This is a genomic window from Pseudomonas sp. TSRC2-2 (assembly GCF_049897785.1).
Classification (GTDB): Bacteria; Pseudomonadota; Gammaproteobacteria; order Pseudomonadales; family Pseudomonadaceae; genus Aquipseudomonas.
The window spans coordinates 299,513-323,390 of record NZ_JAFCWZ010000002.1; the positions used below are offsets into that span (position 1 = coordinate 299,513).

Here is a 23,878-nt window from a genome sequence, read left to right on the forward strand (position 1 = left end):
CGGCTTTTCAGGCTTTTTTCAACCAGTAACGGTAGACCCCGGCCTCGTCTTCTTCGCGCAACAGCGCATGACCGGCGAGTTTGGCAAAGGTACGGAAGTCGCGTTGCGAGCCGGCATCGGTAGCGATCACCTTGAGCACAGCGCCGCTTTGCAGTTTGTTGAGTTCCATTTTTGCCTTGAGCAACGGCAACGGACAGTTCAGGCCACTGGCGTCCAGTTCCACGTCATGAGCTACAGCGTCAGTCATTGCGTCACTCCGGTTCGGGTTGTCGAGCTGCCTAGAATATCTGGTCGCGGCTTCGGTGTCCGGCTACAGTAAGGTCTTTGTCCTCCAAGGCTTTGTGCATGACTTTTCTGCGCCCTACCCTGCTGACGCTCGCTTGCCTGCTCGCCTCACCAGGCTTTGCCGACGATCTGCCGTCACTCGGCGACGCCAGTTCTGCCATCGTCTCGCCGCAACAGGAATACCAGCTCGGCCGCGCCTGGCTCGCCATGCTGCGCAGTCAGGTTTCCCAGCTCAACGATCCGCAGCTCAAGGATTACGTCGAGTCCAGCGTTTATAAACTGGTTGAAACCAGCCAGGTGTCCGACCGACGCCTGGAGTTCATTCTGATCAACAGCCCGCAACTCAACGCCTTCGCTGCACCGGGCGGCGTGGTCGGCGTCAACGGCGGGCTGTTCCTCAACGCGCAGACCGAAGGTGAATACGCTTCGGTGCTCGCTCACGAATTGGCGCACTTGTCGCAACGCCACTTTGCTCGCGGAGTGGAAGCCTCGCAACGCATGCAGGTGCCGATGATGGCCGCGTTGCTGGCCGGTATCGTGATTGCCGCCGCGGGTGGCGGTGATGCCGGTATCGCTACCATCGCCGGCACCCAGGCTGCGGCGTTGCAGGAACAACGGCGCTTCTCGCGGCAGAACGAACAGGAAGCCGACCGTATCGGCATCCTCAACCTGGAAAAGGCAGGTTACGACCCGCGCTCGATGCCGACCATGTTCGAACGCCTGATGCGCCAGTACCGCTTCGATGCCAAGCCACCGGAATTCCTCCTGACTCACCCGGTTACCGAGTCGCGTATCGCCGACACCCGCAACCGCGCCGAGCAGGCGAAACCGGGTGGCATCGAAGACAGCATGCGCTATCAACTGATTCGCGCGCGGGTGCAGTTGATCTACGAAGAAACACCAGGGCTGGGCGCCAAGCGTTTCCGCGCCCTGCTGGATGAAAATCCGAAAAACGATGTCGCGCGTTACGGCCTGGCCATTGCGCAGATCAAGGGCGGCCAGCTCAACGAAGCCCGCGAGAACCTCAAGCAGTTGTTGGCCAAGTCACCCAACGAGATCATCTACAACCTCGCTCAGGTCGATCTGGACATCACCAACAATCGCCTGCCCGACGCGCAATCGCGGGTCGACCGCATGCTCACACAGTTTCCGGGCAACTATCCGCTGAATCAGGTGCGCGTCGATCTGTTGCTGAAACAGAACCGCGCCGCCGATGCCGAGAAGGCGCTGGACAGCTTGCTCAAGTCTCGCCCGGATGATCCGGACGTCTGGTATCAGGTTGCCGAAACTCGTGGCCTGTCGGGCAATATCATCGGCCTGCATCAGGCGCGGGCCGAGTACTTTGCGCTGGTCGGCGACTACCGTCAGGCCATCCAGCAACTGGACTTCGCCAAGCGCAAGGCTGGCAATAACTTCCCGCTCTCCTCGCGCATCGATGCCCGCCAGCGCGAGCTGATGGAGCAGGAACGCATGGTCAAGGACATGATGGGCTGAGTGTTTCCGGCAGACAAACTTCAGACACAAAAAAACCGCCTCTTTCGAGGCGGTTTCTTTTTACCTTGTTGCTCGCTTATTCAGCCAGCTTGAAGGTAATGAAGCTGGCACGGCCCTGACGCAGCACGCGCATCGACACCGAACGGTTCTTCGGCAGCGCCTTGGCGATGTCGGTGAACTCCTTCGCCGAGCCGATGGCCTGGTTGTTCAGGTGTGTAATCACGTCACCCGGCTGCAGACCGATCAGGGCTGCAGGACCGTCCTGCACTTCCTTGATCACCACACCACCTTTGAGGTCGTAGGCTTTCTTCTGCTCGGCGGTCAGTTCGCCGACCGCAACACCGAGGCGGTTACTGCTGCTTTCAGCACCGGATTTCGGCAGTGCACCCAGCTCTTTGTCCTCGTCCGGGATCGCGCCGACGGTCAACTCGACATTCTTGCGCTTGCCCTCACGAATCACTTCCAGATTGGCTTTGGCGCCAGCCTTCAGCGCGCCCACCAGATGTGGCAGGTCAGCGGACATGACAATCGGCTGGCCATTCATGCTTAGAATCACGTCACCGACTTGCAGGCCACCCTTGGCCGCCGGGCCGTCATCCTGGATTTGCGCAACGAGGGCGCCGGCTGGCTTGTCCAGACCGAACGACTCGGCCAGGTCCTTGTTCACTTCCTGAATGACCACGCCCAGCCAGCCACGGCTGACTTTGCCACCGCTCTTGAGCTGGTTGGAAACATCCATGGCCACGTCGATCGGAATGGCGAACGACACACCCATAAAGCCGCCGGAGCGGGTGTAGATCTGCGAGTTGATGCCAACCACTTCACCGTTCAGGTTGAACAGCGGGCCACCGGAGTTGCCCGGGTTGATCGGCACGTCGGTCTGAATGAACGGCACATAGTTTTCGTTCGGCAGGCTGCGACCGACGGCGCTGACGATGCCTTGAGTCACGGTGTGGTCGAAGCCGAATGGCGAACCGATTGCCACCACCCACTGGCCAGCCTTCAGGTCCTGGGATTTGCCGAGCTTGAGCACCGGGAGATCCTTGCCTTCGATTTTCAGCAACGCCACGTCGGAGCGTGGATCGGTGCCGACCAGCTTGGCTTTCATCTCGCTGCGATCGGCCAGACGGACGAGGATTTCGTCGGCATCGGCGATCACATGGTTGTTGGTCAGGATGTAGCCATCCGGCGAAATGATGAAACCCGAGCCTAGCGACTGCGCTTCACGCTGGCGGCCATCCCCGCGCGGGGAACGCTGCTGAGGCGGCATGCCGCGCTCGAAGAACTCGCGGAGCATCGGCGGCAGGCCTTCAAGATCCGGCATCTGCTGATTCACGCGACGGTCCGGCAGTTTCTGCGTGGTACTGATGTTCACCACCGCTGGCGATGCTTGTTCGACCAACTGGGTGAAATCAGGCAGATCGGCCGCTTGCGCAGCAGGGACCGCCTGACCGAGCAACAGCACGGTGGCGAAGATGGAAAGGTAAGACTTCAAACTAGGTATCGACATACAGCTCCCGTTACGACGAGCAGGGTTAAGCGATATGGAGCAAAGGAACACCGGAAACCACAGACCGGCATTTTTGTTCCGGGAACAACAAACAAGGCCAGAGCCGTGAGGCTCTGACCTATAAAAAATTTTCAGGGGTTTTGCAAATGAAAATGCTCAGCAAACATTTCGACGTCTCGAAGACGAAGTGGAAATGACTGAAATCAGCTCACTGCTTGCTGGTTGCAGCGCCATCGTTGTTACGCATCGACAGAGCGATTCGTTCAGCGGTGCCAATCGGAATTTCGCCAACCACCGTGACCATCATTTCACCTTGCGGTGTGGTCAGGCGACGGGATACCGCAACGGTCGGGCCCAACTGAGTGCGGGTGTCGGTGACGGTCGCACCATTCAAGGGTTCAAGGAACACCGAGAAACGCGCCAGACCATCGTCATACATCAGGCTGCTCACCTGAGTCTTGGTTTGCGCATCCTTGTGCGAACTGCTGCTGGTCAGCTCGAAGCCTGGCGGCAGCCAGTCCGAACGCCAGTTCTGCATAGCCTTCGCCGCAGAAGCTTTGTCGCTGGCGATGTTGATCGGCTTGCAATCGGCGTCCGCCAGCAAATCCTTGTCCGACGGGATTTCATCAGTATCGAGGCTGGTGAACTGGAAACGCTCGAGCAACTGCCCTTTATCGTTCAATAGCAACGACTTGAGCGGCAGCCCGGTTTTTTTGTCCAGGTGCAGTTCGAAACCGTAACGGTGCTGATCGCGAGGCGTAAGCGACACAATCACTGCATCGCGGCCAGCCACGCGCGACTTGCCAATGACAGCAAGGTCATACCAATTCTTCAGCTTTTTGGGATCAAGGGCACGGGCGGCAGCATTGGGTGAGTCATCCAATCCAGCAATCAGGGTGCCGCTGACGCATTGAGTACGTCCATCAATGCGCACGACTTCCTGAGCCGAGCCGTCGAGCTGCAATAACCGCTCGCGGATCTGGCCATTCTGGACGCGATGCCAGATGTTGTGCGTGGAAAAACTGCCGTTGCGCTCGTAAACGAAAGTACCGTGGAAGCTTTGCTGCTGCTCGGCCTGGCCCAGACGGGTCAACCAGTCCTGGGCCTCGTCAGCGTGGGCTGGAACTATGAACCAGCCACTGAGCAGAAGCGAAAGTAGAGGGATGGCGCGCATGATCCTCCTTAACGGTTTTCCAGGCTTGCGGCACGTGCGTATGGCAGCGCGCTTTCAGTTCCCTTGAGGGCAGCCTGCTGAGCATGCTGACGCAGGTAGCCTGGCAGACGCTGGTCATGCCAGCCTGGCTGACCCTGCAGAACGCCGTTAGCCATAGGACCAGTCGCTTCCGAGCTTTCGCTGTAACCAGCCAGAACTGCCGGACCTTTGACCTGTGGAGTGGCCAGAGTTGGCTGATTCGACTGCTGGGCCAGTTCAACACCAGCGATCTCGTCCTGATTGTACAGGCGAACACCGGCCAGAACGGCAACGGTTACCGAAGCGGCAACAGCGAGGCGACCCAGGTTACGCCATGGGCTGCGGGACACTTTGGCCGGAGCCGTTTCGTCTTCCAGCGCAGCAGATACTGCCGCAGCGATATCCAGACGCGGAAGCAGCAGATCCTTGTGCATGGCTGCCCGAGCGATCTGGTAACGAGCCCAGGTCTCACGGGTATCAACATCATCCAGTGCGCTGAGCACTCGACGCAATTCCAGTTCGTCCGCTTCGTTATCCATCACTGCGGACAGCGATTCCTGCAGGGCTTCACGACTCATGGCGTTCCTCTCTTGGCTGTCGCCGCTGTCTCAGTTTTCCTGCAACAACGGTTGCAGGGCTTTATCGATGGCCTCCCGAGCGCGGAAAATCCGGGAGCGCACGGTACCCACCGGACATTGCATGACGCTCGCAATGTCCTCGTAACTCAGACCATCGAATTCACGTAAAGTTAAAGCCGTACGCAAATCCTCTGGTAGTTGCTGGATGGTTCGATGGACAGTGCCTTCGATCTCATCCCGCAGCAATGCACGTTCTGGCGATTCAAGATCCTTGAGGCCGTGATCGCCATCATAGAACTCTGCATCCTCCGAACTTACATCGCTATCCGGCGGCCGACGGCCCCGGGAAACCAGGTAGTTCTTCGCCGTGTTAATGGCGATACGGTACAGCCACGTATAAAACGCACTGTCACCGCGGAAATTTCCAAGTGCCCGATACGCCTTGATAAAGGCTTCCTGAGCAACGTCCTGGGCTTCATGGGTGTCGTGCACAAATCGCACGATCAACCCGAGAATTTTGTGCTGATATTTCAGCACCAGCAGATCGAAAGCTCGCTTGTCGCCACGCTGAACGCGTTCGACCAGCTGCTGATCCTCTTCCTGGGTTAGCATGAACACTCCTCGATAAGCCCGGAGGAGACTTGCATTACTAAACGACCAGACTTGCAAACATAGACTCGGGCTTTTCGCAAAAGTTCTCCCCCTCCAAGCAAGTTTCCTGCGAGCTCTGATTTGGCACGCACGAAAAACGCAGCGCGGGATAAACCGGCTGCGCGAATAATCTTGTTATCGGTTTCGCCGGCAGGAACCCAAACGCAGATTCCGCACTGAAGCCGACACTGTCCCTGGTTTCTGGCACCGTCTATTGATCTTGGGCCTTTGGCAAAAGTTCCAATTATTTATAGCCGTACCCACTCGACATTGCGCAACCCTGGCCGCAAAAGTCTGTTTCAGCGCCGATACAGGTGTCTTTTTCCGAATTCGGCAAAAAAACTTCCGACGAAGCACAGCACTTTTTACCGCGCAGTAGTCTCACAATGCCATCTGAGCCCGGCTATTGTGCCGTCCAACCCCTCTATATACTAGTGGGCTGTGTGGCTGTCTTGACTCGCCGATCCAGCTGTCTTGCGCCAACCCCAATCCGGGTCGCTTTGAGCGGAATCCTGAAATGAGCCAACAGTTCCAACACGATGTTCTGGTGATTGGCAGCGGTGCTGCCGGTTTGAGTCTTGCGTTGACCTTGCCCGGTCATCTGCGCATTGCCGTATTGAGCAAAGGCGATCTCGCCAACGGTTCGACCTTCTGGGCTCAGGGCGGCGTCGCTGCGGTGCTCGACGATACCGACACTGTCGAATCCCACGTCGATGACACCCTCAACGCGGGCGGCGGATTGTGCCACGAAGACGCGGTACGCTTCACCGTCGAGCACAGCCGCGAAGCCATTCAGTGGCTGATCGACCAGGGCGTGCCGTTCACCCGTGACGAACAGTCCGGTACCGAAGACGGCGGCTTCGAATTTCACCTGACCCGCGAAGGCGGCCACAGCCATCGACGGATCATCCATGCTGCCGACGCCACCGGCGCAGCGATCTTCAGAACCTTGCTGGCCCAGGCCAAAGAACACGCGAACATCGAACTGCTGGAGCAGCGCGTCGCCGTCGATCTGATTACCGAACGCCGCTTGGGCATGGAAGGCGATCGTTGCCTGGGCGCCTACGTGCTGAACCGCGCCACTGGCGAAGTCGACACTTACGGCGCACGTTTCGTGATTCTGGCTTCGGGCGGCGCGGCCAAGGTCTACCTTTATACCAGCAACCCCGACGGCGCCTGCGGTGACGGCATCGCCATGGCCTGGCGCTCCGGCTGCCGGGTGGCCAATCTGGAATTCAACCAGTTCCACCCGACCTGCCTGTATCACCCGCAAGCCAAAAGCTTCCTGATCACCGAGGCCCTGCGCGGTGAAGGCGCGCACTTGAAGCTGCCCAATGGCGAGCGCTTCATGCATCGCTTCGACAAACGCGCCGAGCTGGCGCCTCGTGACATCGTCGCGCGGGCGATTGACCATGAAATGAAGCGTCTGGGTGTGGACTGCGTGTATCTCGACATCAGCCACAAGCCCGAATCGTTCGTCAAAAATCACTTCCCGACTGTTTATGAACGCTGCCTGGGCTTCGGCATCGATATCACCAAACAGCCAATCCCGGTGGTCCCCGCCGCGCACTACACCTGTGGCGGCGTGATGGTCGATCAGCACGGCCGCACCGATGTACCGGGGCTCTACGCCATCGGCGAAACAAGTTTTACCGGCCTGCACGGCGCCAACCGCATGGCCAGCAATTCGCTGCTGGAATGCTTCGTTTATGCCCGTTCGGCAGCGGCAGATATTCTTGCGCAACTCGACAATGTCGCCGCGCCAAGCGCCCTGCCCGTCTGGGACGCCAGTCAGGTCACCGATTCGGATGAAGACGTGATCATTGCGCACAACTGGGATGAATTGCGCCGATTCATGTGGGACTACGTCGGCATCGTGCGCACCAACAAACGCCTGCAACGGGCGCAGCATCGGGTGCGCTTGCTGCTGGACGAAATTGATGAGTTCTACAGCAACTACCGAGTAAGCAGAGACCTGATTGAACTGAGGAACCTTGCTCAAGTAGCAGAGCTGATGATTAGGTCAGCCATGGAACGCAAGGAATCTCGGGGTCTGCACTACACGCTGGACTATCCAGAGATGCTGCCAGAGGCGAAGGATACGATCCTTACACCCGACAAATGAGGCACGTTAGGAGCGCTCAGCGTACACCGTTCGGCTGGGTTTTGTAACAGCTTGGCGCACATTTGTCCCAGCCTCTGGGGTCTTTATGGTGCGCCCGCGAGGGTCCTTAACGCGCTCACGGGCACCCATGCGAGGGCCTACGGGGGAGCCAGCGCGGGAAGTCTTGTAATGGTGACCTTTCAGATTTTTCTGTCAGATTCTCAAAGGGCCTTAGGGTGGTCTATGCGGCCACAACCAGAACCCCAGTTGCACGACCAGACAGACCCAGTAGAGGGCCTGTAGGTGGTCCATGGGGTTCTCCTTGAGGGATTAGAATGACTTGTGAAAGCGAACGTCTGTGAGTTCGTGTTGCAGGGCTACCTCAAGGAGGCGCTCATATGAATGCGGCCAGCTCCCTTGGGATTGGTCGTCAGAGGCGCCTGATTGAAGCAAGGCATAGCATAGCGCCGCATGTGGAGTCAGAGACTCGACAGGCACTTTGGTTACTACCCGTTTACCCTTGTAGGTGTAACGCAGCGTGACACTCATGGAGGCGTCTCGTCAGGACAAGTTAGTCATTCAGCATAGCCCGTCACGCTTCGTTTGAGGAAGTGTCATTCAACTCTCAGCGGGCCTTGAGACGCCTTGCAGCGGTCCTGATGTCCCTCATTGCGACTCGATAGTTGTCCTTCTCTCGGTCGAGCAGGTGAACCACAGCAGCCTGTATCGACACACGTTCAAACCTTGAGCCTTCCAGTTCAAGCCAGCGCTTGACGATCATGTTGGACAGCTTGAAGGAATACCGGGAGAGCAGCGTAAAGGTCAGCTCTTTGTCGAGAATGGTCAGCGGTAATAACTTGCTTTGACTGGAATGGTAGCTGGCCTCGACCCATTGAGGTGCCCCCAGATTTGGGGTCTCCCTTTCCAGCTCGTTGAGCATCTTTCGGATGTCTCTGAGTACATGGTCATGGCGCTTACCGGTGATCTCAGCGATCTCCAAGGACGACATACCGGGTAAGCCGTTGAGAGTCGTTGAGGATACCGCTCCGGCCTTGGAGATGTTCTCGAAGATGGTTGCTGTATTGGTGGTCATGGTCATAGTCTGTTTTCCTTATGTTTGCTCTCTGAGTTCGCTCCCACGGGCAGCCGAAAGACCCCAGACAAGGGTTCTGCCGGTGGCACAGAGAGCAAACAGAAAGACTTTCGATTAGATGGATGCCCAGCGACGGGCAGATAGGTCGGCTACTCAAGGCGAGGGTGTGCTGCCTTAGTGAGGGTATTACCGGATACCAGCGCCCCTCCCGGTCCCTCTTGAGGTCCGGCCTTACGGGGCGCTTGTAGATCAGAGGTCAGGTCAGCTTGATGTTGGTAATCATCGGGAAGGCCACAGCTTCGGTCTGGAGACCATCAGCGGTCAGCTTCACGCGGACCTTGCCGTTAGCCACGATGTCTACGGTGGTCATGATCTCAAGGTCCCAGCACTGATGGGCACCATTACGGGTCGCTTGGATCTTCCAGATGTCTCCGTTACCACCTTCGCGATAACTCAGCGAGGTGAACATCTTAGGCAGCAAGAACAGCCCGTAGTCAGTGCCGCTATAAGGTTGCACAGAGGCACCGATCAGAGACTCGATGTCTTCAACACCTGCACGCTGAGCAGCACGCTCAAGAACCGCGAGCAACGACACCGGCAGCAGAACCACAAAGTCCGACAGGGAGCTACCTACGGTCTGGTTGATGTTCATCGTCAAGATGTCGATCAGATCCTCAGCGACCTCCACAGGCTTACCGGTTGGCTTAGTCTCGGAGACGCTTTCGGTGCTCGGAGCTGTAGCCAGAATGCCAGCGATCTTGCCAGCGGCCTCATGCTCAATGTCTCGTAACAGCTTCTCACCGGTCTGGTGCAAGGAGCCCTCAGTGAAGCCCGCCATTAGGTTGTGGTCGAGGATGGTGAAGCGCTTGCTGATTACCAGAGCTTTATCGGTGGGCTCGGTGAAGATCACAGACCCGGCCAGGACTTCGCCCTTCGAGATGGTTTCGTTATCCCAGTTCTTACGAGGGTCGAAAGTGACGGAGCGATCAGCCATCGTGATGATTTGCTGACCGGTAGCCTCGGAGCCAGCCGGGCGGAATTCACAAGGCGTATGTTCGATTGCCGCTTGGCGCCACTCGTCACCGTTGAGGTAATCGTCGAGGGCCTCTGTAAGGGCTTCAACATAGGCGGACACATCGGTGGCCGCTTGGGTCTCCACACGGACATCAGCCGTATTGAAGCGGATCGAGCCGTTTTGACTATCGGTGAGAGCAGTGCTGTAAGTCGATGGTTTGACGTATTGATTAGGCTGTTTCATTGAAATTGGTCTCCTGAAGAATAAGTAGGGAAGTGACTGGTGCAGGTCTGGAGCTATCAGCCGTTATTACGGGAGCGTGCTGCCAAAACCTTTTGAGCTTGTTCACGGATGGCAGCAGCACGGGCATCTCTTTCAGCTTTCGCTTGGGCCAGTTCGCGTGGCGTCCACTCGCGTAAACGTTCAGCACGCTCGTCAGCTTCCCGCTGAAGTTGCTCACGGGTCGCTTTCTGCTCCCGCTTGGTCATGAAGTAGACCTGAGCGTCCTCTTGGATGGCCTTGAGGGACAAACCGGCTTCCTCGAAGGCTTTGATAACGCCGAACTTGGTGCCATTGTTCCGGCCACACTGGGCCATCAACAAGGGCAACATGACGCTTTCGACGTACTCACGATTGAGGGTCTGCCCCGACACAGTTACTTCGTTCTTCAGGACTTTGGTGATGGTGATATTCATGGGTTTGGATCTCCTATGAGGTGACCCTTTGATCGACCTTGGCGCCATAGACGCGCACGACAAGACGGCAAGGAGGGAGCCGCATGGGCATCTTCCAAGGTCGATCAAAAGGTTCTTGGTTTGGGTTATGTGGCTAATGCTGGATCAGGACATGGCAAGCCTGAAGACATCTGAAGGGACAACCGTGGCGACGGCTGGGAGCTGCTGCTATCGAAGAGAATTATTTTTGAGGATATTTCTACCGGGTAGCCATAGTGAGGGTTTTTAAACGTCACTGGACAGACTGCTCATTACCTGAGTGAGATTCGCTCTGTTCCAACCATGGGAATCTTCAAGGGCGTCGTTGCGACAGCTTGGAGGCAGACCCCTCGATCTATTAGGAGGGACACCCGGTCAGCCGTCTTCAGGGAACACTTCAAGCGAACCTCAGTGAGCATTGCTTCTTCGTCGATAGAGACCAGACCATGAGCGTAGGTTCTCCAAGGTGCCTTTCCATTGTTCAGGACACCACGAAGCGCTATCAGGTGAGACCGAGTTGATTTGGGGAAGAGGTCAGAAAGGATCTCAGCGTCCGCTTCGGTGAGCTTGGAGATGGCTGGATAAGACAAGATGGACATGATTGATGAGCCTCCTTCGCGTTGTTCTTTAAGATTCCTTGAAGGGAGGGGTGATTTAATCACTACCCCTCTCTCCTTGAGGCGGGTCGATGAGCTGAAACTTGGTCATTGAGATGTTCTTACTAACATACGACGTTAAGTCGTAGATGCCCGGTATAGAGCCTCTACAGCCATCTCAGTCTCCAGCTCAGCCTTAATCTTCGGGTGTCTCTCCACATACGAAGCGATCCCATGGGCGGCATGTCGAGCAGCCTTGGCGATGCGCTGGGCGGTGCGTAGGGTGTACTCGCTGGTCCGGCAGGATTCCGCTGAGATCTCCGAGAGGAACAACGCGGCAACCACGGAGCGAGACTTAACATTCACCTTGCCGCTGGTGGTGTTGGTCCCCGCGCTTGTGTAGATCGACCCGGTGATAATGTCGTCTGCCCAGTTCGGAAGATGCGGCGTTGCAAGGAAAGGCATGAAGGCAGCCGCTGGGTTTGTGAATACGGTCTTCGGTCGACCGCGCTTGATAGGCTCAGCCTCGACAACTGGGACAACAGGCTCAGACTTCTTAACGGCAGCTTGGAGTGTGGCGTAGTCGGCACTCAGATCTTCACTTCGGCGCTGGGCAGCCCATGCTTCAAACTCGGCTCTTGGGTCCTTGCGTCGAACAATCTCCTTACGAGCGACGATTGCGCCTGTGCCTGGATCGACGTGGAGGATGTGCCCAGTCTCCTGATCGACGTGGCGGTGTGGCAGGTTGGCGGTGAAGCTGGTCATGGTGTCGTTCTCCTGTGTAGTGGGTAGCCACAGTGAGGGGTTTTGCGACAACGAACTTCGGACCAGCAAATACGGGCCTTCAGGGCATCTTTAGGATTTCTACGAACACGCTCCTACGCTCAAGCAGCAAGGCCAGTACCCAGCGAGTCGATTAGATTTCACGTAGGAGCGCAATCAGATACGCGTTACCGCCGGGTTACTCGACTGCTCAGCGTCATACTTGCCGGTCTTACGGATGGTCGGGAGGACTTCCTCAGTGACCCACTTGCGGAATGGCTCAGAGGCCGGTGCGTGGCCCCGTAGGAGCATTTGATAGACATGGGCCTCAGGCAGCATGGTGGTGTTAGCTGGTAAGGATCGTCCACACGGTACTCAGGTACTTTGATGGCACAATTCACCATCAAACCTCCGAGGCTTAACTTGGGTTCCTCCTTGGCATCCTTTGTCTGCCTGTAGGCCATTACAGCTCCTGAGGGATCTTTCAGACCAGCAGCCTTGGCGATCTGCACGCCGAAGAACACCAGCTCATGCTCAGGGTGGCCCACGAGGACATCCAGTTCGATGCCCATGAAATTACGCTGGACAGTAAAAACTCCGAACGATAACGTGTAGTGGCGAACTATCATCACATGGAGCTGTAACGCTAATGGCACTTTATACGGACGATTCAGTTTTAAATAACGTAGTTGGCTCTCATTCCCGCTGGACAGATATCCACTCTCCGGGCGATCGGGTTCCAACCTCAGGCATCTACCGTTGCATCAATTGCAAACGGGAGGTCACCTGTAATGAGGGGGACGATTTCCCACCACAAAATCATTCGCAGCATGCTCCCGGAACTCCGATTCGATGGAAACTCAACGTACGGACGAACACCACGGGCGATTTAGTCTCCAAGTAAATTCCAGCATCCTAAATGCTTCTCGGCGCATTAGGATGCTGTAATCATTTTCTTCGCTGATAGTCCCTGACACGCCCTTTGAGACTAAAGCAAGGCTACCTTCAGCGCCTCTGCCGTCCTCGTGACCTCTACCCCACTACCTGCCCCGTATAGGTCATAGCTGATCGACCCTGACGTATGCCCCAAGATCGACTCAGCGGTGCCCACAGGAATCTCAGCGGCCTTCAAGGCACCAGCCAAAGAGTGTCTTAGCGAATGGAAAGTCTGGGTGCGGTCGGCCTTCAGGCCCAAGACATCTCGAAGCGCCCCGTTAAGAACCCCCGAGAATTGCCCTGCGCCCAGCTTGAACAACTGAGAGTCGGCCTTCTCGACAAACCCAAGGAACGCTTGAAGGTCGAATCCGTAGGCCCCATCGGTCAGCGGTACGACACGGAGCGCATTCTTGGTCTTGGCTGTCTTGCCATCGTTCCTATTGATGTCGATGACCCAAATGCCATTGCCGTCAGTGCCTGGGATCTTCTTAACGTCAGCCTTGGTGAGCTGCCTCAGTTCCTCAATACGAGTCCCAGTGATGACCCCAAGAGACAATGCCCAGCGCTGCCACGAGTTCTCCGGGAGCGTCTTGGTATGGGCCATGAGTGTCTTTACTTGATCCTGAGAGAACGCCTCACGGGAGCTATCGGCACCTTTGGTAGGCTTCAGACCCTTATCGAAGCTCTTATCGATATAGCCGTTATGTACTGCCCAATCCATGACCGTGGTAAGACGGGTCAGTATCTTCTTCACGGTGGACGCTGAGCGATCCTCAAGGAGCTTTTCCTTCAGAGCCACCATGTCAGCCCGTGTGTGGACCTTCAAGTCAAGCTCACCCAGAACAGCAGCTATAGAGCCACAAGAAGACTTTATGTCCCGCATGGTGCTTGTCTCTACGTGTTCCTTGCGTTCCTCCATGTAAAGCTCAGAGATGGCCTTGAAGGTCAGCGGCTTGGAGGCTTCAGTTGATAATACAGATAGAGACGGACGGAGGGCCACAGACGTGCCACAAGACTCTTCTTTAAGTTCTCTAACGCTCTCGACCAGTTTCCCCGGCCTCCCATTCAGGCGCTCTTGTGATGCCTCAATGATCTCCAATGCCTTGCCCACTGCTCGTTGCTGATTGAGGCTCAAGGACATCTTGGCGCTGGCCTCTCGAAGCGCTTGATGATGCTCATCGTGGATCATCTCATAGGCAACCAATGAGCTATCACCATGCGCCATCGTCAAGGATGACTCAGCGATGTCTACCAGACGCTCACGAAGTTCGTCCCAAGTCGCCTCAGGGTTGTCGAAGTGATACGCCTTGAGGGTCTTGAGGATGTCCTTCGAGATGGTCATAGCGGTGGCCTTGTCGGTAGTTCTGAGCGAAAGCGTGAAGAAGCCTGTATCAGTGCCTTGAGGGCGAAGGCGAAGGTAATAGCGACCAGACCGGCGATAGTGGTACGGCTTGGCAAGCGCAGTTTGTAACAGGTTTGTCCCATTTTGGGAGCGGTGGTTGACGGTCATCGGCTGAAACCCCTGTATCCATTGGGTTTAGCCTCAAAGGGTCGAGTTCTACAGCAACTATAAAGTCAGCCGTGACCTGATCGAACTGCGCAACCTGGCGCAAGTCGCCGAGCTGATGATCAGTTCAGCCATGGAGCGCAAGGAAAGTCGTGGCCTGCATTACACCCTCGACTACCCGGACCTGCTGCCCGAAGCGCTCGACACTATTCTGGTGCCGCCCACCTACGCCTGCTGAACTTGAGCCGCACTCGCAGGCGTCGGTGCAGATCCGCCGTCTGCGAATCACGTGGCACGCAGATCGACCTGACCCGCCATTCTCCGCGCCGGCGAAAGCGCAACACCACGATCAATGGCAGCGCCAGACTGTCAGGGCGTAATTGCACCGCTTGCCAGCCATCAGCCTGATTCCAGACCTGCCAGCCATCGCCGTCGCACCGTAAACCGCAAAATGCTTTCGGATGACTCAGCAGAATCTGCCTTGGCATCACCCAAAAACCGTGCAGCGCACAAGCGCAAGCGCAAGCGCCGAGCAGACTGGCCCAGAGCGGAATCGACAGCAGAAACAACGAACCCATGGCGAACGCCTGGGCCAACAGATATGCCGCCAGCAACTGCCGTGAGGCATGCCAGCGGCACTCGAACGTATTACTTGGGCTGGACACGATCCAGAATCATCCGGACCATGCGCTGCAACTCGGGGTCTTGCGACTCGCTGCGCTCCATGAACCAGCCGAACATGTCCTGATCCTCACAGGTCAGCAAACGCACGTACAGATCGCGATCCACTTGATTCAACGTCGCATAGACCTCCTGCACGAACGGCACCAGCAACACGTCAAGTTCAAGCATGCCGCGACGGCTGTGCCAAAAGAGGCGATTCAGTTCAACTTGTTCGACCATGGAGCCCTCCTCGAATTTGCCGGGCAGTATACAGCCCCGACGCGGGCCGCACAGTCGGCTTTGGTCGGGCACCCTTGATCCTTTATCAACTACCCATTTCAACCCTGCCCCCTTATGATGTGCCCCAGTCTATTTACCCTGCGATGACCCATGGCCGATTCTGCTTTTTTCTGCACCCTGTCTCATGAAGGCGTACTCGCGGTTCGCGGTGCGGACGCCGGAAAATTCCTGCAAGGCCAGTTGACCTGCAATATCAATTACCTGAGCGACACCCGCGCCAGCCTTGGCGCCCGCTGCACACAGAAAGGCCGCATGCAGTCGAGCTTCCGCATTGTGCTGGAAGGTGACGGCGTGGTGATGGCGATGGCCAGCGAACTGCTCGAGCCACAGCTGGCCGACCTGAAAAAGTACGCGGTGTTCTCCAAATCGAAACTGACCGATGAAAGCGCCGCCTGGGTGCGCTTCGGCCTGGAGCATGGCGATGCAGCCCTGACCAGCCTTGATCTGGCACTGCCCGCCGAAACCGACAGTGTTGTGCGCAATGACGGCCTGATCGCCATTCGCGTCTCGCCCGGTCGAGCTGAACTCTGGGTACCTGCCGCGCAGGCGCAAAACATCCAGAGCCAACTCTCCTCCACGCTGCCTGAGGCCGAACTGAACCAATGGCTGCTGGGCCAGATCCGCGCCGGTCTCGGTCAGGTCATGCCTTCCACTCGCGAACTGTTCATTCCGCAGATGCTCAATCTGCAGGCGGTCGGCGGCGTGAGCTTCAAGAAAGGCTGCTACACCGGCCAGGAAATCGTTGCGCGCATGCAATACCTGGGCAAGCTCAAGCGGCGCCTGTACCGCTTGCGCCTCGACGCGGCCGAGTTGCCGCAGCCCGGCACTCAATTGTTTGCCCCAAGCCACAACAGCTCGATCGGCGAAGTGGTGCTGGCGGCCAATGCCGAGGGAAACATTGAACTCCTGGCCGTGTTGCAGGCCGAAGCTGCCGAAGCCGGTGATTTGCATCTGGGCGCCCTTGAAGGCCCCGCGTTGCACGTGCTCGACCTGCCTTACGAACTGGATCGCGACCGCGAAATCCAGCGCTGATCGCAGCATTGTTGCAACACCCTAGAGAGTCCAAATGAGCGAACTGGCGGAAAAAGTCCAACAGGATTTGGTTGCGGCCATCGATAACGATGACCTGGTTCTGCCAACATTGCCGGAAGTGGCCCTGCAGATTCGCAAGGCCGCCGAGGATCCTGAAATCAGCGTCAGCGATCTGAGCAAAGTCATCGGCCGCGATACCGCACTGTCTGCGCGTCTGATCAAAGTGGTCAACAGTCCGCTGCTGCGCGCCGCGCAGGAAGTCACCGACCTGCACACCGCCATCACCCGTCTGGGCATCAACTACAGCAGCAATCTGGCGATCGGTCTGGTCATGGAGCAGATCTTCAACGCCCGCTCCGAAGTGGTCGAACAGAAGATGCGCGAAGTCTGGCGCAGCAGTCTGGAAATCGCCGGCGTCAGCTACGCGCTGTGTCGTCGTTATACCCAGCTCAAGCCGGACCAGGCGGCTCTCGGCGGTTTGGTGCATCAGATTGGTGTGTTGCCGATTCTGACTTATGCCGAAGACCACAATGAATTGCTCTCGGATGCGGTCAGCCTGACCCATGTGATCGAACAGATTCATCCATTGCTGGGCGAGAAACTGCTGCGGGTCTGGGAGTTTCCCGAACGCCTGGTGCAATTGCCGTTGCTGTATCAAGACTTCAGCCGCGACTCAACGCGCATCGATTACGTCGATGTCGTGCAAGTGGCCAATCTATATTGCCGCAAGGGCACCGACCATCCGTTTGCGCGGATTGACCCGTTTAGCGTGCCGGCGTTCAGGAAGCTCGGGATTGACCCCGAGAACAAGCAGTTCTGCGCGGATCTGGAAGAATCGCGGTCGATGTTCTACTGACCAAAAGTATTACCCGGCAATAAAACTGACCCGCACCTTCAGCCCCGCCTGCGCGCCATCATGCAATGTGATCTGCGCCAGATGCGCCCGGCAGATCTCGCCGACAATCGCTAGCCCCAGGCCCGAACCGGCGACCTGTTGATTACGCCGATAAAATCGCTCGAATACCCGATCGCGCTCCTCCAGCGGAATGCCCGGCCCGTCATCCTCAACCTCAAGCACCGCGGGCGCTGTGACCCGCAGAATTACGTTGCCTCCTGACGGCGTGTGCGCCAACGCGTTGTCGACCAGATTGCTCAGCAGTTCGTTGAGCAGCGTCGGCTCACCGCGCAGCCAAACCGGCTCGTCCGCCTCCAGCGCTAGCGCTACCCCGCGCTTGTGCGCCAAGGGTGCCATGGCCATGCCCAGTTCTCGGGCCAACTGGCTCAGATCGAGTAACTGCGCGCCGCCCTCGGCAATCGCCCGCGCACCGTTTTCGACGCGGGCCAGCGACAGCAACTGATTGGCCAGATGGGTGAGGCGATCGGTACTTTGCGCGGACGATTCGAGGGTCGTACGCCAAGTCTCTGGTTCATTCGAACGCAGGCCCAATTCCAGCCGCGCCTTCAATGCCGCCAACGGCGTGCGCAACTCGTGGGCGGCATCGGCGATGAACTGCGCCTGCCGCTCGAACTGGCCGCGCAGCCTTTCGGTGAAGTGGTTGAGCGCGCGCACCAACGGCCCCAATTCATGCTGCACTTCCACCAACGGCAGTGGTCGCAAGTCGTCAGGCTGGCGTTCCTCAACAGCGGTTCTTAACCGCTCCAGCGGGCGCAACGCCGCACTCACTGCGAACCACACCAGCAGCAACGCGCCCACGGCCAGCATGCCCAGGCGCAGCAAGGTATCAGCCGCCAGACTGCGCGCCATGCTGACCCGTGCTTCGTCGGTTTCGGCCACGCGGATTTCCGCCATGCCGTTCATGTTTGGCTCACTCACGGCTTTGAGCAGGCTGACCACGCGCACGTTCTGGCCGTTGTACTTCGCGTTATAGAAACGTGCCAGCGCCGGATAGCTGTCGGTGCGCGGCGTGCCGGGCGGTGGCCCGGGCAGATTTTCGTAGCCGGAAATCAGCTTCTGGTGAATATCGTTGACCTGGTAATAGATGCGCCCGGCACTGTCGTAGGCGAAAGTATCAAGCGCCACGTAAGGCACGTCGGCGCTGAGGCTGCCATCGCGCTGCGACAGCCCGGCGGCGATGGTTCGCGCCGACGCCAGCAGCGTGCGGTCATACGCGGTGTCGGCGGCTTCGCGACCGTTCCAGTAAGCGCTCAAACCACTGGCAAGCATCAACACGACCAGCAACCATCCGAGGTTCCACAGCAACCGCCAGCGCAGGCTGCTGGGCTTATGCATCGCGGCTTTCCAACAGATAGCCGAGGCCACGGAAGGTGACGATTGCCACGGGCTGGCCGTCGAGCTTCTTGCGCAAGCGGTGCACGTAGATTTCGATGGCGTCGGGACTGGCTTCCTCGTCGAGGCCGAACACCTGCGCGGCGAGTTGCTCTTTGCTCATCACCCGGCCCGGCCGCGCGATCAACGCTTCGAGGACGGCTTGCTCGCGCGAGGTCAGCGTCAGCAGTTCTTCGCCAAGGGTGAAGCGCCGCGTATCGAGGTCGTAAGCGAGCACGCCGCAGCGCTGCTGACGCTCGCCGCCCAGGACACTGCGGCGCAGCAGCGCTTTGACACGCGCCTCCAACTCGGTGAGTTCAAACGGCTTGGCCAGGTAATCGTCAGCGCCGAGATTGAGGCCATGTACGCGATCCTTCACGTCGCTGCGCGCGGTCAGCATCAACACTGGCAGGTTCTTGCCGCGAGCGCGCAGCCGCGCCAGCACTTCAAAACCATCCATGCGCGGCAGGCCTACGTCGAGGATCGCCACGGCATATTCCTCACTGCCCAACGCCAGGTCGGCGGCCACGCCATCGTGCAACACATCCACGGTCAGACCGGTGCTCTTGAGCGCCTGGGCCACGCTTTCGGCCAGTTGCAGATGGTCTTCGACGAGCAGGACACGCATGGATTGTTACCTCGTTCAGGGTTGGCCGACGCCGCGCTTTGCCGCGGAGTTTACAGCCGCAACCGCTGCTGTGAAGCCCGAAAACCGTGAAAGACAGCTGAAAGGTTACTGAAAGGTTAGCCGGTTAGAGTCGGCCTACGGACAGTTTCGACTGTCACCGCTGCAGCCACACAGCGCAACGCAAAACGCCACGAAGCGTTTTCGACCAATAAGAACAATAATCGGAGTACACCCGCATGTCGTCCATGCACACCCCGGCTTTCTCACAAGCCGACACTCCCCGTTGCAACCCCGCCCTTGCCGGTTATTCCGTGGCGGGCAACGCCGTTTCCCCTTCCGATATTCCAGCCAATGCGTCCGCGCGACGAACACCTGCGCCTGCTGCTGAGCAAAGCGTCGCCCTTTGGTAATTCTGCACGTCCATAACAACAACTCCCAAGGAGACTCAGATGAACTTATCACTGCGTAAAGTTGCTCTCGCCGCTGGCGTGATGCTGTTCGCCGGCCAACTCATGGCCGAACCGAAACGCCCGGAATGCATCGCCCCCGCCTCCCCCGGCGGTGGTTTCGACCTGACGTGCAAACTGGTGCAGAGCGCACTGGTCAACGAAAAACTGCTGAGCAAACCGATGCGCGTAACCTACATGCCCGGCGGTGTCGGCGCAGTGGCGTACAACGCAGTGGTAGCGCAACGTCCAGCGGACGCCGGCACGCTGGTGGCGTGGTCGAGCGGTTCGCTGCTCAACCTGGCCCAGGGCAAGTTCGGCCGCTTCGATGAAACCAACGTGCGCTGGCTCGCAGCGGTCGGCACCAGCTATGGCGCCATCGCGGTAAAAAGCGATTCGCCCTACAAGACCCTGGATGATCTCGTTCAGGCGCTGAAGAAAGATCCAGGCTCTGTGGTCATCGGTTCCGGCGGCACCGTCGGCAGCCAGGACTGGATGCAAACTGCGCTGATCGCCAAGGCCGCCGGGATCAACCCGCGCGAACTGCGTTACGTGGCGCTGGAGGGCGGCGGTGAAATCGCCACTGCCCTGCTCGGCGGCCACATTCAGGTCGGCAGTACCGACATCTCCGACTCCATGCCGCACATCCAGAGCGGTGACATGCGTCTGCTCGCAGTGTTCTCCGACAAGCGCCTCGACGAGCCGGAAATGAAAGACATCCCGACCGCCCGCGAGCAAGGCTACGACATCGTCTGGCCGGTGGTCCGCGGCTTCTACCTGGGGCCAAAAGTCAGCGACGAAGATTACGCCTGGTGGAAAGAGTCGTTCGACAAACTGCTGGCGTCGCCGGAGTTCGCCAAGCTGCGCGATCAACGTGAACTGTTCCCGTTCGCCATGACCGGCCCGGAGCTGGACGCCTACGTGAAGAAGCAGGTTGCCGACTACAAAGTGCTGGCCAAAGAGTTCGGCCTGATCCAGTGATCGTCTCTGTCTAGTGGCGGCGTCTCCTTCGCGGGGACGTCGCACAGGAGCTCCCATGCTTATTCAACGCATTTTCGCCTCGGTGTTGCTGCTGGTGTGTGCCGGCCTGGCACTGATGGCGTGGCCGTACCAAGCGGCTTTTTCCTACGAACCCGTCGGCCCGCGTGCCTTTCCGCTGCTGATGCTCGCCCTGATGGGCCTGGCGCTGCTGTACATGGTGTTCCGCCCGGCGCCGATCAGGCACAACCCGGATGAGCCGCCGCTGGACCGTGAAAGCCTGACCAAGATCGGTCTGTGCGTGGTGTTGTTGCTGGTGTTCGCCGGCACCTTCGAACCCTTGGGATTCATCGTGGCGAGCATTCTTACCGGCGTACCGATGGCCCGTCTCTACGGCGGTCGCTGGCTGCCCAGCGTGGTGATCATCAGCCTGATGGCGATCGGTCTTTATCTGCTGTTCGACCGATTGATGGACGTTCCGCTGCCCCTCGGCCTGCTCAGCGTTCTGGAGAACTGATATGGATACTCTTGGCTATTTGGGTCAGGGGTTCGGCGTCGCGCTGAGCCCGTACAACCTGGTGACCGCACTGTGCGGCACGCTGATCGGCACCGTCGTCGGCCTGTTGCCGGGCCTGGGCCCGATCAACGGTGTGGCGTTGCTGATTCCGATCGCATTCGCCCTCGGCCTGCCGCCGGAGTCGGCGCTGATTCTGCTTGCGGCGGTTTATCTGGGCTGCGAATACGGCGGACGGATCAGCTCGATCCTGCTGAATATTCCCGGCGAAGCCTCGACTGTAATGACCACCCTCGACGGTTACCCGATGGCCCGCAAAGGCATGGCCGGTGTCGCGTTGTCGTTGTCGGCGTGGAGTTCGTTCATCGGCGCCTTCATCGCCACCTGCGGCATGGTGCTGTTCGCGCCGCTGCTGGCGAAATGGGCGATCGCCTTCGGACCGGCGGAATATTTCGTGTTGATGGTGTTCGCAATTGTCTGTCTCGGCGGCATGGCCGGTGATCGACCGCTGAAGACGTTTATCGCGGCGCTGATCGGTCTGTTTCTTTCCACCGTCGGCATCGATGCCAACAGCGGTGTGTACCGTTTCACGGGCGATAACATCCACCTGACCGACGGCATTCAGTTCGTCGTGCTGGTGCTGGGTCTGTTCTCGATCAGCGAAATCCTGCTGCTGCTGGAAAAAACCCACCACGGCCAGGAAGCGGTGAAAGCCACCGGCCGCATGATGTTCAACTTCAAGGAAGCGGCGTCGGTGTTCGTGGTCAACGTCCGCTGCGGCGTGCTCGGTTTCATCATGGGCGTGTTGCCGGGTGCGGGCGCAACCCTCGCCAGTGCCGTGGCCTACATGACCGAGAAACGTATCGCCGGCACCAGCGGCAAGTTCGGTGAAGGCGACCCGCGTGGTCTGGCCGCGCCGGAAACCGCGATCGGCGGCGCGGCGTGCGGTGCACTGGTGCCGATGCTGACCCTCGGCGTTCCGGGCTCGGGCACCACTGCGGTGATGATTGGCGCGTTGTCGCTGTACAACATCACTCCGGGCCCGCTGCTGTTTCAACAGCAACCGGACATCGTCTGGGGCCTGATCGCGTCGTTGTTCATCGCCAACGTGATGCTGGTGATCCTCAACATCCCGATGATTCGCGTGTTCACCCGCATCCTTGCCGTGCCGAACTGGGCACTGGTGCCGATCATCGCGATCATCACCGGGATCGGCGTTTATGCGGTGCACGCGACCACCTTCGATCTGTTCCTGATGATCGGTATCGGCATCTTCGGTTACATCCTGCGCAAACTGGATTTCCCGCTGTCGCCGCTGCTGCTCGGTTTCATCCTCGGCGGTCTGATGGAGCAGAACCTGCGCCGCGCCCTGTCGATCTCCAACGGTGCGCTGGAAATCCTCTGGTCGAGCCCGATCACCTTCGGTTGCTGGATCCTGACCGCGATCATGTTGTTGATGCCGATCATCCGCATCTGGCGTAAACGTTCGGCTGCGCGTCGCGCCATCGCCGATGTCTGATCGCTCGTCCCTGAAAGCCTGGTGGGGCACCCCGCTGGTCGGTCTGCTCGGCGGTTTCATCGCCAGCCAGATCGGCTGGCCGCTACCGTGGATGGTCGGCTCGTTGCTGGCGATCATTCTGGTGCGCTGCCTGACGCCGTGGCAATTGGCGGAAATCCCCGGCGGGCGCAAGTGCGGCCAGTGGATCGTCGGCATCGGTATCGGCCTGCACTTCACCCCGCAGGTGATGGAACAGGTGCTCAGTCATTTCGGTTTGATCTTCTTCGGTGCGCTGGTCACCAGCCTGTCGGCGGTGGTTGGCGTGTGGTTGATGCGGCGCACCGGCGAAGATCGCGCCACGGCGTTTTTCTCGAGCATGCCCGGTGGTTCCGGGGAGATGGTCAACCTCGGCGCGCGCAATGGCGCCCTGCTCAGCCATGTTGCGGCCGGGCAGAGCCTGCGGGTGTTGGTAGTGGTGTTATGCGTGCCGGCGGCGTTCAAGTATCTGCTCGGTGACGGCACGCCGATTTCTCACGCCGGCAGCGTCGATTGGCGCTGGCTGGCGATTCTTTTTCCGGCGGGCGCCCTGCTCGCCTGGCTCTGGCAACGTCTGCGCCAACCCAATCCCTGGCTGTTCGGGCCGTTGCTGGTGAGTGCGGCGGTCAGTATCGGTTGGGATCTGCACATCGGCCTGCCCAATGGCGGCAGCCAGATCGGCCAGTGGCTGATCGGCAGCGGCCTGGGTTGTCACTTCAACCGACAGTTCTTCCGTCGCGCGCCTTCCTTCATGGGGCGGACGTTGATCGGCACGGCGTTGACCATGTTGATCGCGTCGCTGGCGGCGTTGGGCTTGAGTGCGCTGACCCATCTGGATCTGCGTTCGCTGACCCTGGGGATGATGCCCGGCGGGATTGCCGAGATGAGCCTGACGGCGGAGACCTTGCAATTGTCGGTGCCGCTGGTGACGGCGATGCAGGTGATGCGGCTGTTGTTTGTGCTGTTTCTGGCGGAGCCGTTGTTCAAGTACTGGAATCGTATTCCAGAGTCCTGACTAACTGATCGTTAACTGATCGTTCCCACGCTCTGCGTGGGAACG

22 protein-coding genes and 2 pseudogenes are annotated in these 23,878 nt (G+C 58.7%); 9 read left to right on the top strand and 15 right to left on the bottom strand.

What is annotated here, in order from left to right; translation table 11 throughout:
* Positions 1 to 7: 7 nt before the first annotated feature.
* Positions 8 to 247, bottom strand: coding sequence for a sulfurtransferase TusA family protein (locus tag ACP7D9_RS04420; RefSeq protein ID WP_016771269.1), 240 nt, complete (start codon positions 245 to 247; stop codon positions 8 to 10).
* A 98-nt stretch (positions 248 to 345) separates the two neighbouring features.
* Between ACP7D9_RS04420 and ACP7D9_RS04425 the strand changes: the two genes are divergently transcribed.
* Positions 346 to 1,779 (top strand): M48 family metalloprotease, encoded by a 1,434-nt coding sequence (locus ACP7D9_RS04425; RefSeq protein ID WP_024011999.1) that lies wholly within the window; start codon positions 346 to 348, stop codon positions 1,777 to 1,779.
* A gap of 76 nt (positions 1,780 to 1,855) precedes the next feature.
* Here ACP7D9_RS04425 and ACP7D9_RS04430 read toward each other — a convergent pair whose 3' ends face one another.
* The 4 genes from ACP7D9_RS04430 to rpoE all read right to left on the bottom strand — a co-directional run bounded on the left by ACP7D9_RS04430 (position 1,856) and on the right by rpoE (position 5,671).
* Entirely contained in the window at positions 1,856 to 3,289 is a 1,434-nt protein-coding gene (locus tag ACP7D9_RS04430) for a DegQ family serine endoprotease (protein ID WP_426155861.1), read from the bottom strand.
* Positions 3,290 to 3,497: 208 nt separating this feature from the next.
* Positions 3,498 to 4,463 carry a MucB/RseB C-terminal domain-containing protein gene (locus ACP7D9_RS04435; protein ID WP_426155863.1) on the bottom strand — a complete coding sequence of 322 codons (966 nt, stop codon included), beginning with the start codon at positions 4,461 to 4,463 and terminating at the stop codon, positions 3,498 to 3,500.
* Between the two features lie 8 nt (positions 4,464 to 4,471).
* A complete protein-coding gene (locus tag ACP7D9_RS04440; protein ID WP_008077804.1) occupies positions 4,472 to 5,059 on the bottom strand; it encodes a sigma-E factor negative regulatory protein in 588 nt (195 codons plus the stop codon).
* A 30-nt stretch (positions 5,060 to 5,089) separates the two neighbouring features.
* Positions 5,090 to 5,671: an RNA polymerase sigma factor RpoE gene (gene rpoE, locus ACP7D9_RS04445; protein ID WP_003172477.1), complete on the bottom strand. Its 582-nt coding sequence runs from the start codon at positions 5,669 to 5,671 to the stop codon at positions 5,090 to 5,092.
* 556 nt (positions 5,672 to 6,227) lie between these two features.
* On the opposite strand from rpoE, the gene nadB reads away from it, so the two are divergent.
* On the top strand, positions 6,228 to 7,835 hold the full coding sequence (nadB, locus tag ACP7D9_RS04450) for an L-aspartate oxidase (RefSeq protein ID WP_426155865.1): 1,608 nt from the start codon (positions 6,228 to 6,230) through the stop codon (positions 7,833 to 7,835).
* Between the two features lie 604 nt (positions 7,836 to 8,439).
* On the opposite strand, the gene ACP7D9_RS04455 is transcribed toward nadB, so the two are convergent.
* The 6 genes and pseudogenes from ACP7D9_RS04455 to ACP7D9_RS04480 all read right to left on the bottom strand — a co-directional run bounded on the left by ACP7D9_RS04455 (position 8,440) and on the right by ACP7D9_RS04480 (position 14,439).
* Positions 8,440 to 8,913, bottom strand: coding sequence for a Rha family transcriptional regulator (locus ACP7D9_RS04455; RefSeq protein ID WP_142579915.1), 474 nt, complete (start codon positions 8,911 to 8,913; stop codon positions 8,440 to 8,442).
* A 250-nt stretch (positions 8,914 to 9,163) separates the two neighbouring features.
* On the bottom strand, positions 9,164 to 10,165 hold the full coding sequence (locus tag ACP7D9_RS04460; protein ID WP_142579914.1) for a hypothetical protein: 1,002 nt from the start codon (positions 10,163 to 10,165) through the stop codon (positions 9,164 to 9,166).
* 56 nt (positions 10,166 to 10,221) lie between these two features.
* Entirely contained in the window at positions 10,222 to 10,617 is a 396-nt protein-coding gene (locus ACP7D9_RS04465) for a hypothetical protein (RefSeq protein ID WP_142579913.1), read from the bottom strand.
* A 752-nt stretch (positions 10,618 to 11,369) separates the two neighbouring features.
* Complete coding sequence (locus tag ACP7D9_RS04470) at positions 11,370 to 11,996, bottom strand: hypothetical protein (RefSeq protein ID WP_426155868.1); 627 nt, start codon at positions 11,994 to 11,996, stop codon at positions 11,370 to 11,372.
* Between the two features lie 174 nt (positions 11,997 to 12,170).
* Positions 12,171 to 12,338, bottom strand: a pseudogene (locus tag ACP7D9_RS04475) (BRO family protein); the annotation flags it as partial.
* A 643-nt stretch (positions 12,339 to 12,981) separates the two neighbouring features.
* Positions 12,982 to 14,439 (bottom strand): tyrosine-type recombinase/integrase, encoded by a 1,458-nt coding sequence (locus ACP7D9_RS04480; RefSeq protein ID WP_426155870.1) that lies wholly within the window; start codon positions 14,437 to 14,439, stop codon positions 12,982 to 12,984.
* 43 nt (positions 14,440 to 14,482) lie between these two features.
* Between ACP7D9_RS04480 and ACP7D9_RS04485 the strand changes: the two are divergent.
* Positions 14,483 to 14,674, top strand: a pseudogene (locus ACP7D9_RS04485) (L-aspartate oxidase); the annotation flags it as partial.
* On the opposite strand, the gene ACP7D9_RS04490 reads toward ACP7D9_RS04485, so the two are convergent.
* Entirely contained in the window at positions 14,643 to 15,101 is a 459-nt protein-coding gene (locus ACP7D9_RS04490; protein WP_426155872.1) for a protein YgfX, read from the bottom strand. The pseudogene ACP7D9_RS04485 and the gene ACP7D9_RS04490 sit on opposite strands and share 32 nt — an antisense overlap.
* Positions 15,085 to 15,339 carry a succinate dehydrogenase assembly factor 2 gene (locus tag ACP7D9_RS04495; protein ID WP_101158472.1) on the bottom strand — a complete coding sequence of 85 codons (255 nt, stop codon included), beginning with the start codon at positions 15,337 to 15,339 and terminating at the stop codon, positions 15,085 to 15,087. Before ACP7D9_RS04495 ends, ACP7D9_RS04490 begins: the two co-directional genes overlap by 17 nt.
* 150 nt (positions 15,340 to 15,489) lie before the next feature.
* Here ACP7D9_RS04495 and ACP7D9_RS04500 point away from each other — a divergent pair, with 150 nt between their 5' ends.
* Entirely contained in the window at positions 15,490 to 16,431 is a 942-nt protein-coding gene (locus ACP7D9_RS04500; protein WP_426155875.1) for a YgfZ/GcvT domain-containing protein, read from the top strand.
* Between the two features lie 34 nt (positions 16,432 to 16,465).
* Complete coding sequence (locus ACP7D9_RS04505) at positions 16,466 to 17,287, top strand: HDOD domain-containing protein (protein WP_101158470.1); 822 nt, start codon at positions 16,466 to 16,468, stop codon at positions 17,285 to 17,287.
* A 9-nt stretch (positions 17,288 to 17,296) separates the two neighbouring features.
* Here ACP7D9_RS04505 and ACP7D9_RS04510 read toward each other — a convergent pair whose 3' ends face one another.
* Together ACP7D9_RS04510 and ACP7D9_RS04515 are read right to left on the bottom strand one after the other, a co-directional pair.
* Positions 17,297 to 18,682, bottom strand: a complete 1,386-nt coding sequence (locus tag ACP7D9_RS04510; RefSeq protein WP_101158469.1) for a sensor histidine kinase — start codon at positions 18,680 to 18,682, stop codon at positions 17,297 to 17,299.
* A complete protein-coding gene (locus ACP7D9_RS04515) occupies positions 18,675 to 19,346 on the bottom strand; it encodes a response regulator (RefSeq protein ID WP_034153139.1) in 672 nt (223 codons plus the stop codon). The genes ACP7D9_RS04510 and ACP7D9_RS04515 overlap by 8 nt, the downstream gene beginning before the upstream one ends.
* Before the next feature lie 449 nt (positions 19,347 to 19,795).
* Between ACP7D9_RS04515 and ACP7D9_RS04520 the strand changes: the two genes are divergently transcribed.
* From ACP7D9_RS04520 to ACP7D9_RS04535, 4 genes are read left to right on the top strand one after another with little or no spacing between them, the layout of a single operon-like run.
* Positions 19,796 to 20,773: a Bug family tripartite tricarboxylate transporter substrate binding protein gene (locus tag ACP7D9_RS04520; RefSeq protein WP_101158467.1), complete on the top strand. Its 978-nt coding sequence runs from the start codon at positions 19,796 to 19,798 to the stop codon at positions 20,771 to 20,773.
* 55 nt (positions 20,774 to 20,828) lie between these two features.
* Complete coding sequence (locus tag ACP7D9_RS04525) at positions 20,829 to 21,287, top strand: tripartite tricarboxylate transporter TctB family protein (protein ID WP_397478415.1); 459 nt, start codon at positions 20,829 to 20,831, stop codon at positions 21,285 to 21,287.
* A gap of 1 nt (position 21,288) precedes the next feature.
* Positions 21,289 to 22,803 (top strand): tripartite tricarboxylate transporter permease, encoded by a 1,515-nt coding sequence (locus tag ACP7D9_RS04530; RefSeq protein ID WP_426155879.1) that lies wholly within the window; start codon positions 21,289 to 21,291, stop codon positions 22,801 to 22,803.
* Positions 22,796 to 23,833 (top strand): AbrB family transcriptional regulator, encoded by a 1,038-nt coding sequence (locus ACP7D9_RS04535; protein ID WP_426155881.1) that lies wholly within the window; start codon positions 22,796 to 22,798, stop codon positions 23,831 to 23,833. The genes ACP7D9_RS04530 and ACP7D9_RS04535 overlap by 8 nt, the downstream gene beginning before the upstream one ends.
* Positions 23,834 to 23,878: the final 45 nt, after the last annotated feature.

Coding starts and splice junctions, on each gene's coding strand:
- rpoE (WP_003172477.1), bottom strand. CDS start 5,671: ATGCTAACCCAGGAAGAGGATCAGCAGCTGGTCGAACGCGTTCAGCGT.
- ACP7D9_RS04505 (WP_101158470.1), top strand. CDS start 16,466: ATGAGCGAACTGGCGGAAAAAGTCCAACAGGATTTGGTTGCGGCCATC.
- ACP7D9_RS04440 (WP_008077804.1), bottom strand. CDS start 5,059: ATGAGTCGTGAAGCCCTGCAGGAATCGCTGTCCGCAGTGATGGATAAC.
- nadB (WP_426155865.1), top strand. CDS start 6,228: ATGAGCCAACAGTTCCAACACGATGTTCTGGTGATTGGCAGCGGTGCT.
- ACP7D9_RS04525 (WP_397478415.1), top strand. CDS start 20,829: ATGCTTATTCAACGCATTTTCGCCTCGGTGTTGCTGCTGGTGTGTGCC.
- ACP7D9_RS04495 (WP_101158472.1), bottom strand. CDS start 15,339: ATGGTCGAACAAGTTGAACTGAATCGCCTCTTTTGGCACAGCCGTCGC.
- ACP7D9_RS04455 (WP_142579915.1), bottom strand. CDS start 8,913: ATGACCATGACCACCAATACAGCAACCATCTTCGAGAACATCTCCAAG.
- ACP7D9_RS04465 (WP_142579913.1), bottom strand. CDS start 10,617: ATGAATATCACCATCACCAAAGTCCTGAAGAACGAAGTAACTGTGTCG.
- ACP7D9_RS04500 (WP_426155875.1), top strand. CDS start 15,490: ATGGCCGATTCTGCTTTTTTCTGCACCCTGTCTCATGAAGGCGTACTC.
- ACP7D9_RS04425 (WP_024011999.1), top strand. CDS start 346: ATGACTTTTCTGCGCCCTACCCTGCTGACGCTCGCTTGCCTGCTCGCC.
- ACP7D9_RS04530 (WP_426155879.1), top strand. CDS start 21,289: ATGGATACTCTTGGCTATTTGGGTCAGGGGTTCGGCGTCGCGCTGAGC.
- ACP7D9_RS04435 (WP_426155863.1), bottom strand. CDS start 4,463: ATGCGCGCCATCCCTCTACTTTCGCTTCTGCTCAGTGGCTGGTTCATA.
- ACP7D9_RS04470 (WP_426155868.1), bottom strand. CDS start 11,996: ATGACCAGCTTCACCGCCAACCTGCCACACCGCCACGTCGATCAGGAG.
- ACP7D9_RS04520 (WP_101158467.1), top strand. CDS start 19,796: ATGAACTTATCACTGCGTAAAGTTGCTCTCGCCGCTGGCGTGATGCTG.
- ACP7D9_RS04430 (WP_426155861.1), bottom strand. CDS start 3,289: ATGTCGATACCTAGTTTGAAGTCTTACCTTTCCATCTTCGCCACCGTG.
- ACP7D9_RS04510 (WP_101158469.1), bottom strand. CDS start 18,682: ATGCATAAGCCCAGCAGCCTGCGCTGGCGGTTGCTGTGGAACCTCGGA.
- ACP7D9_RS04535 (WP_426155881.1), top strand. CDS start 22,796: ATGTCTGATCGCTCGTCCCTGAAAGCCTGGTGGGGCACCCCGCTGGTC.
- ACP7D9_RS04460 (WP_142579914.1), bottom strand. CDS start 10,165: ATGAAACAGCCTAATCAATACGTCAAACCATCGACTTACAGCACTGCT.
- ACP7D9_RS04515 (WP_034153139.1), bottom strand. CDS start 19,346: ATGCGTGTCCTGCTCGTCGAAGACCATCTGCAACTGGCCGAAAGCGTG.
- ACP7D9_RS04480 (WP_426155870.1), bottom strand. CDS start 14,439: ATGACCGTCAACCACCGCTCCCAAAATGGGACAAACCTGTTACAAACT.
- ACP7D9_RS04420 (WP_016771269.1), bottom strand. CDS start 247: ATGACTGACGCTGTAGCTCATGACGTGGAACTGGACGCCAGTGGCCTG.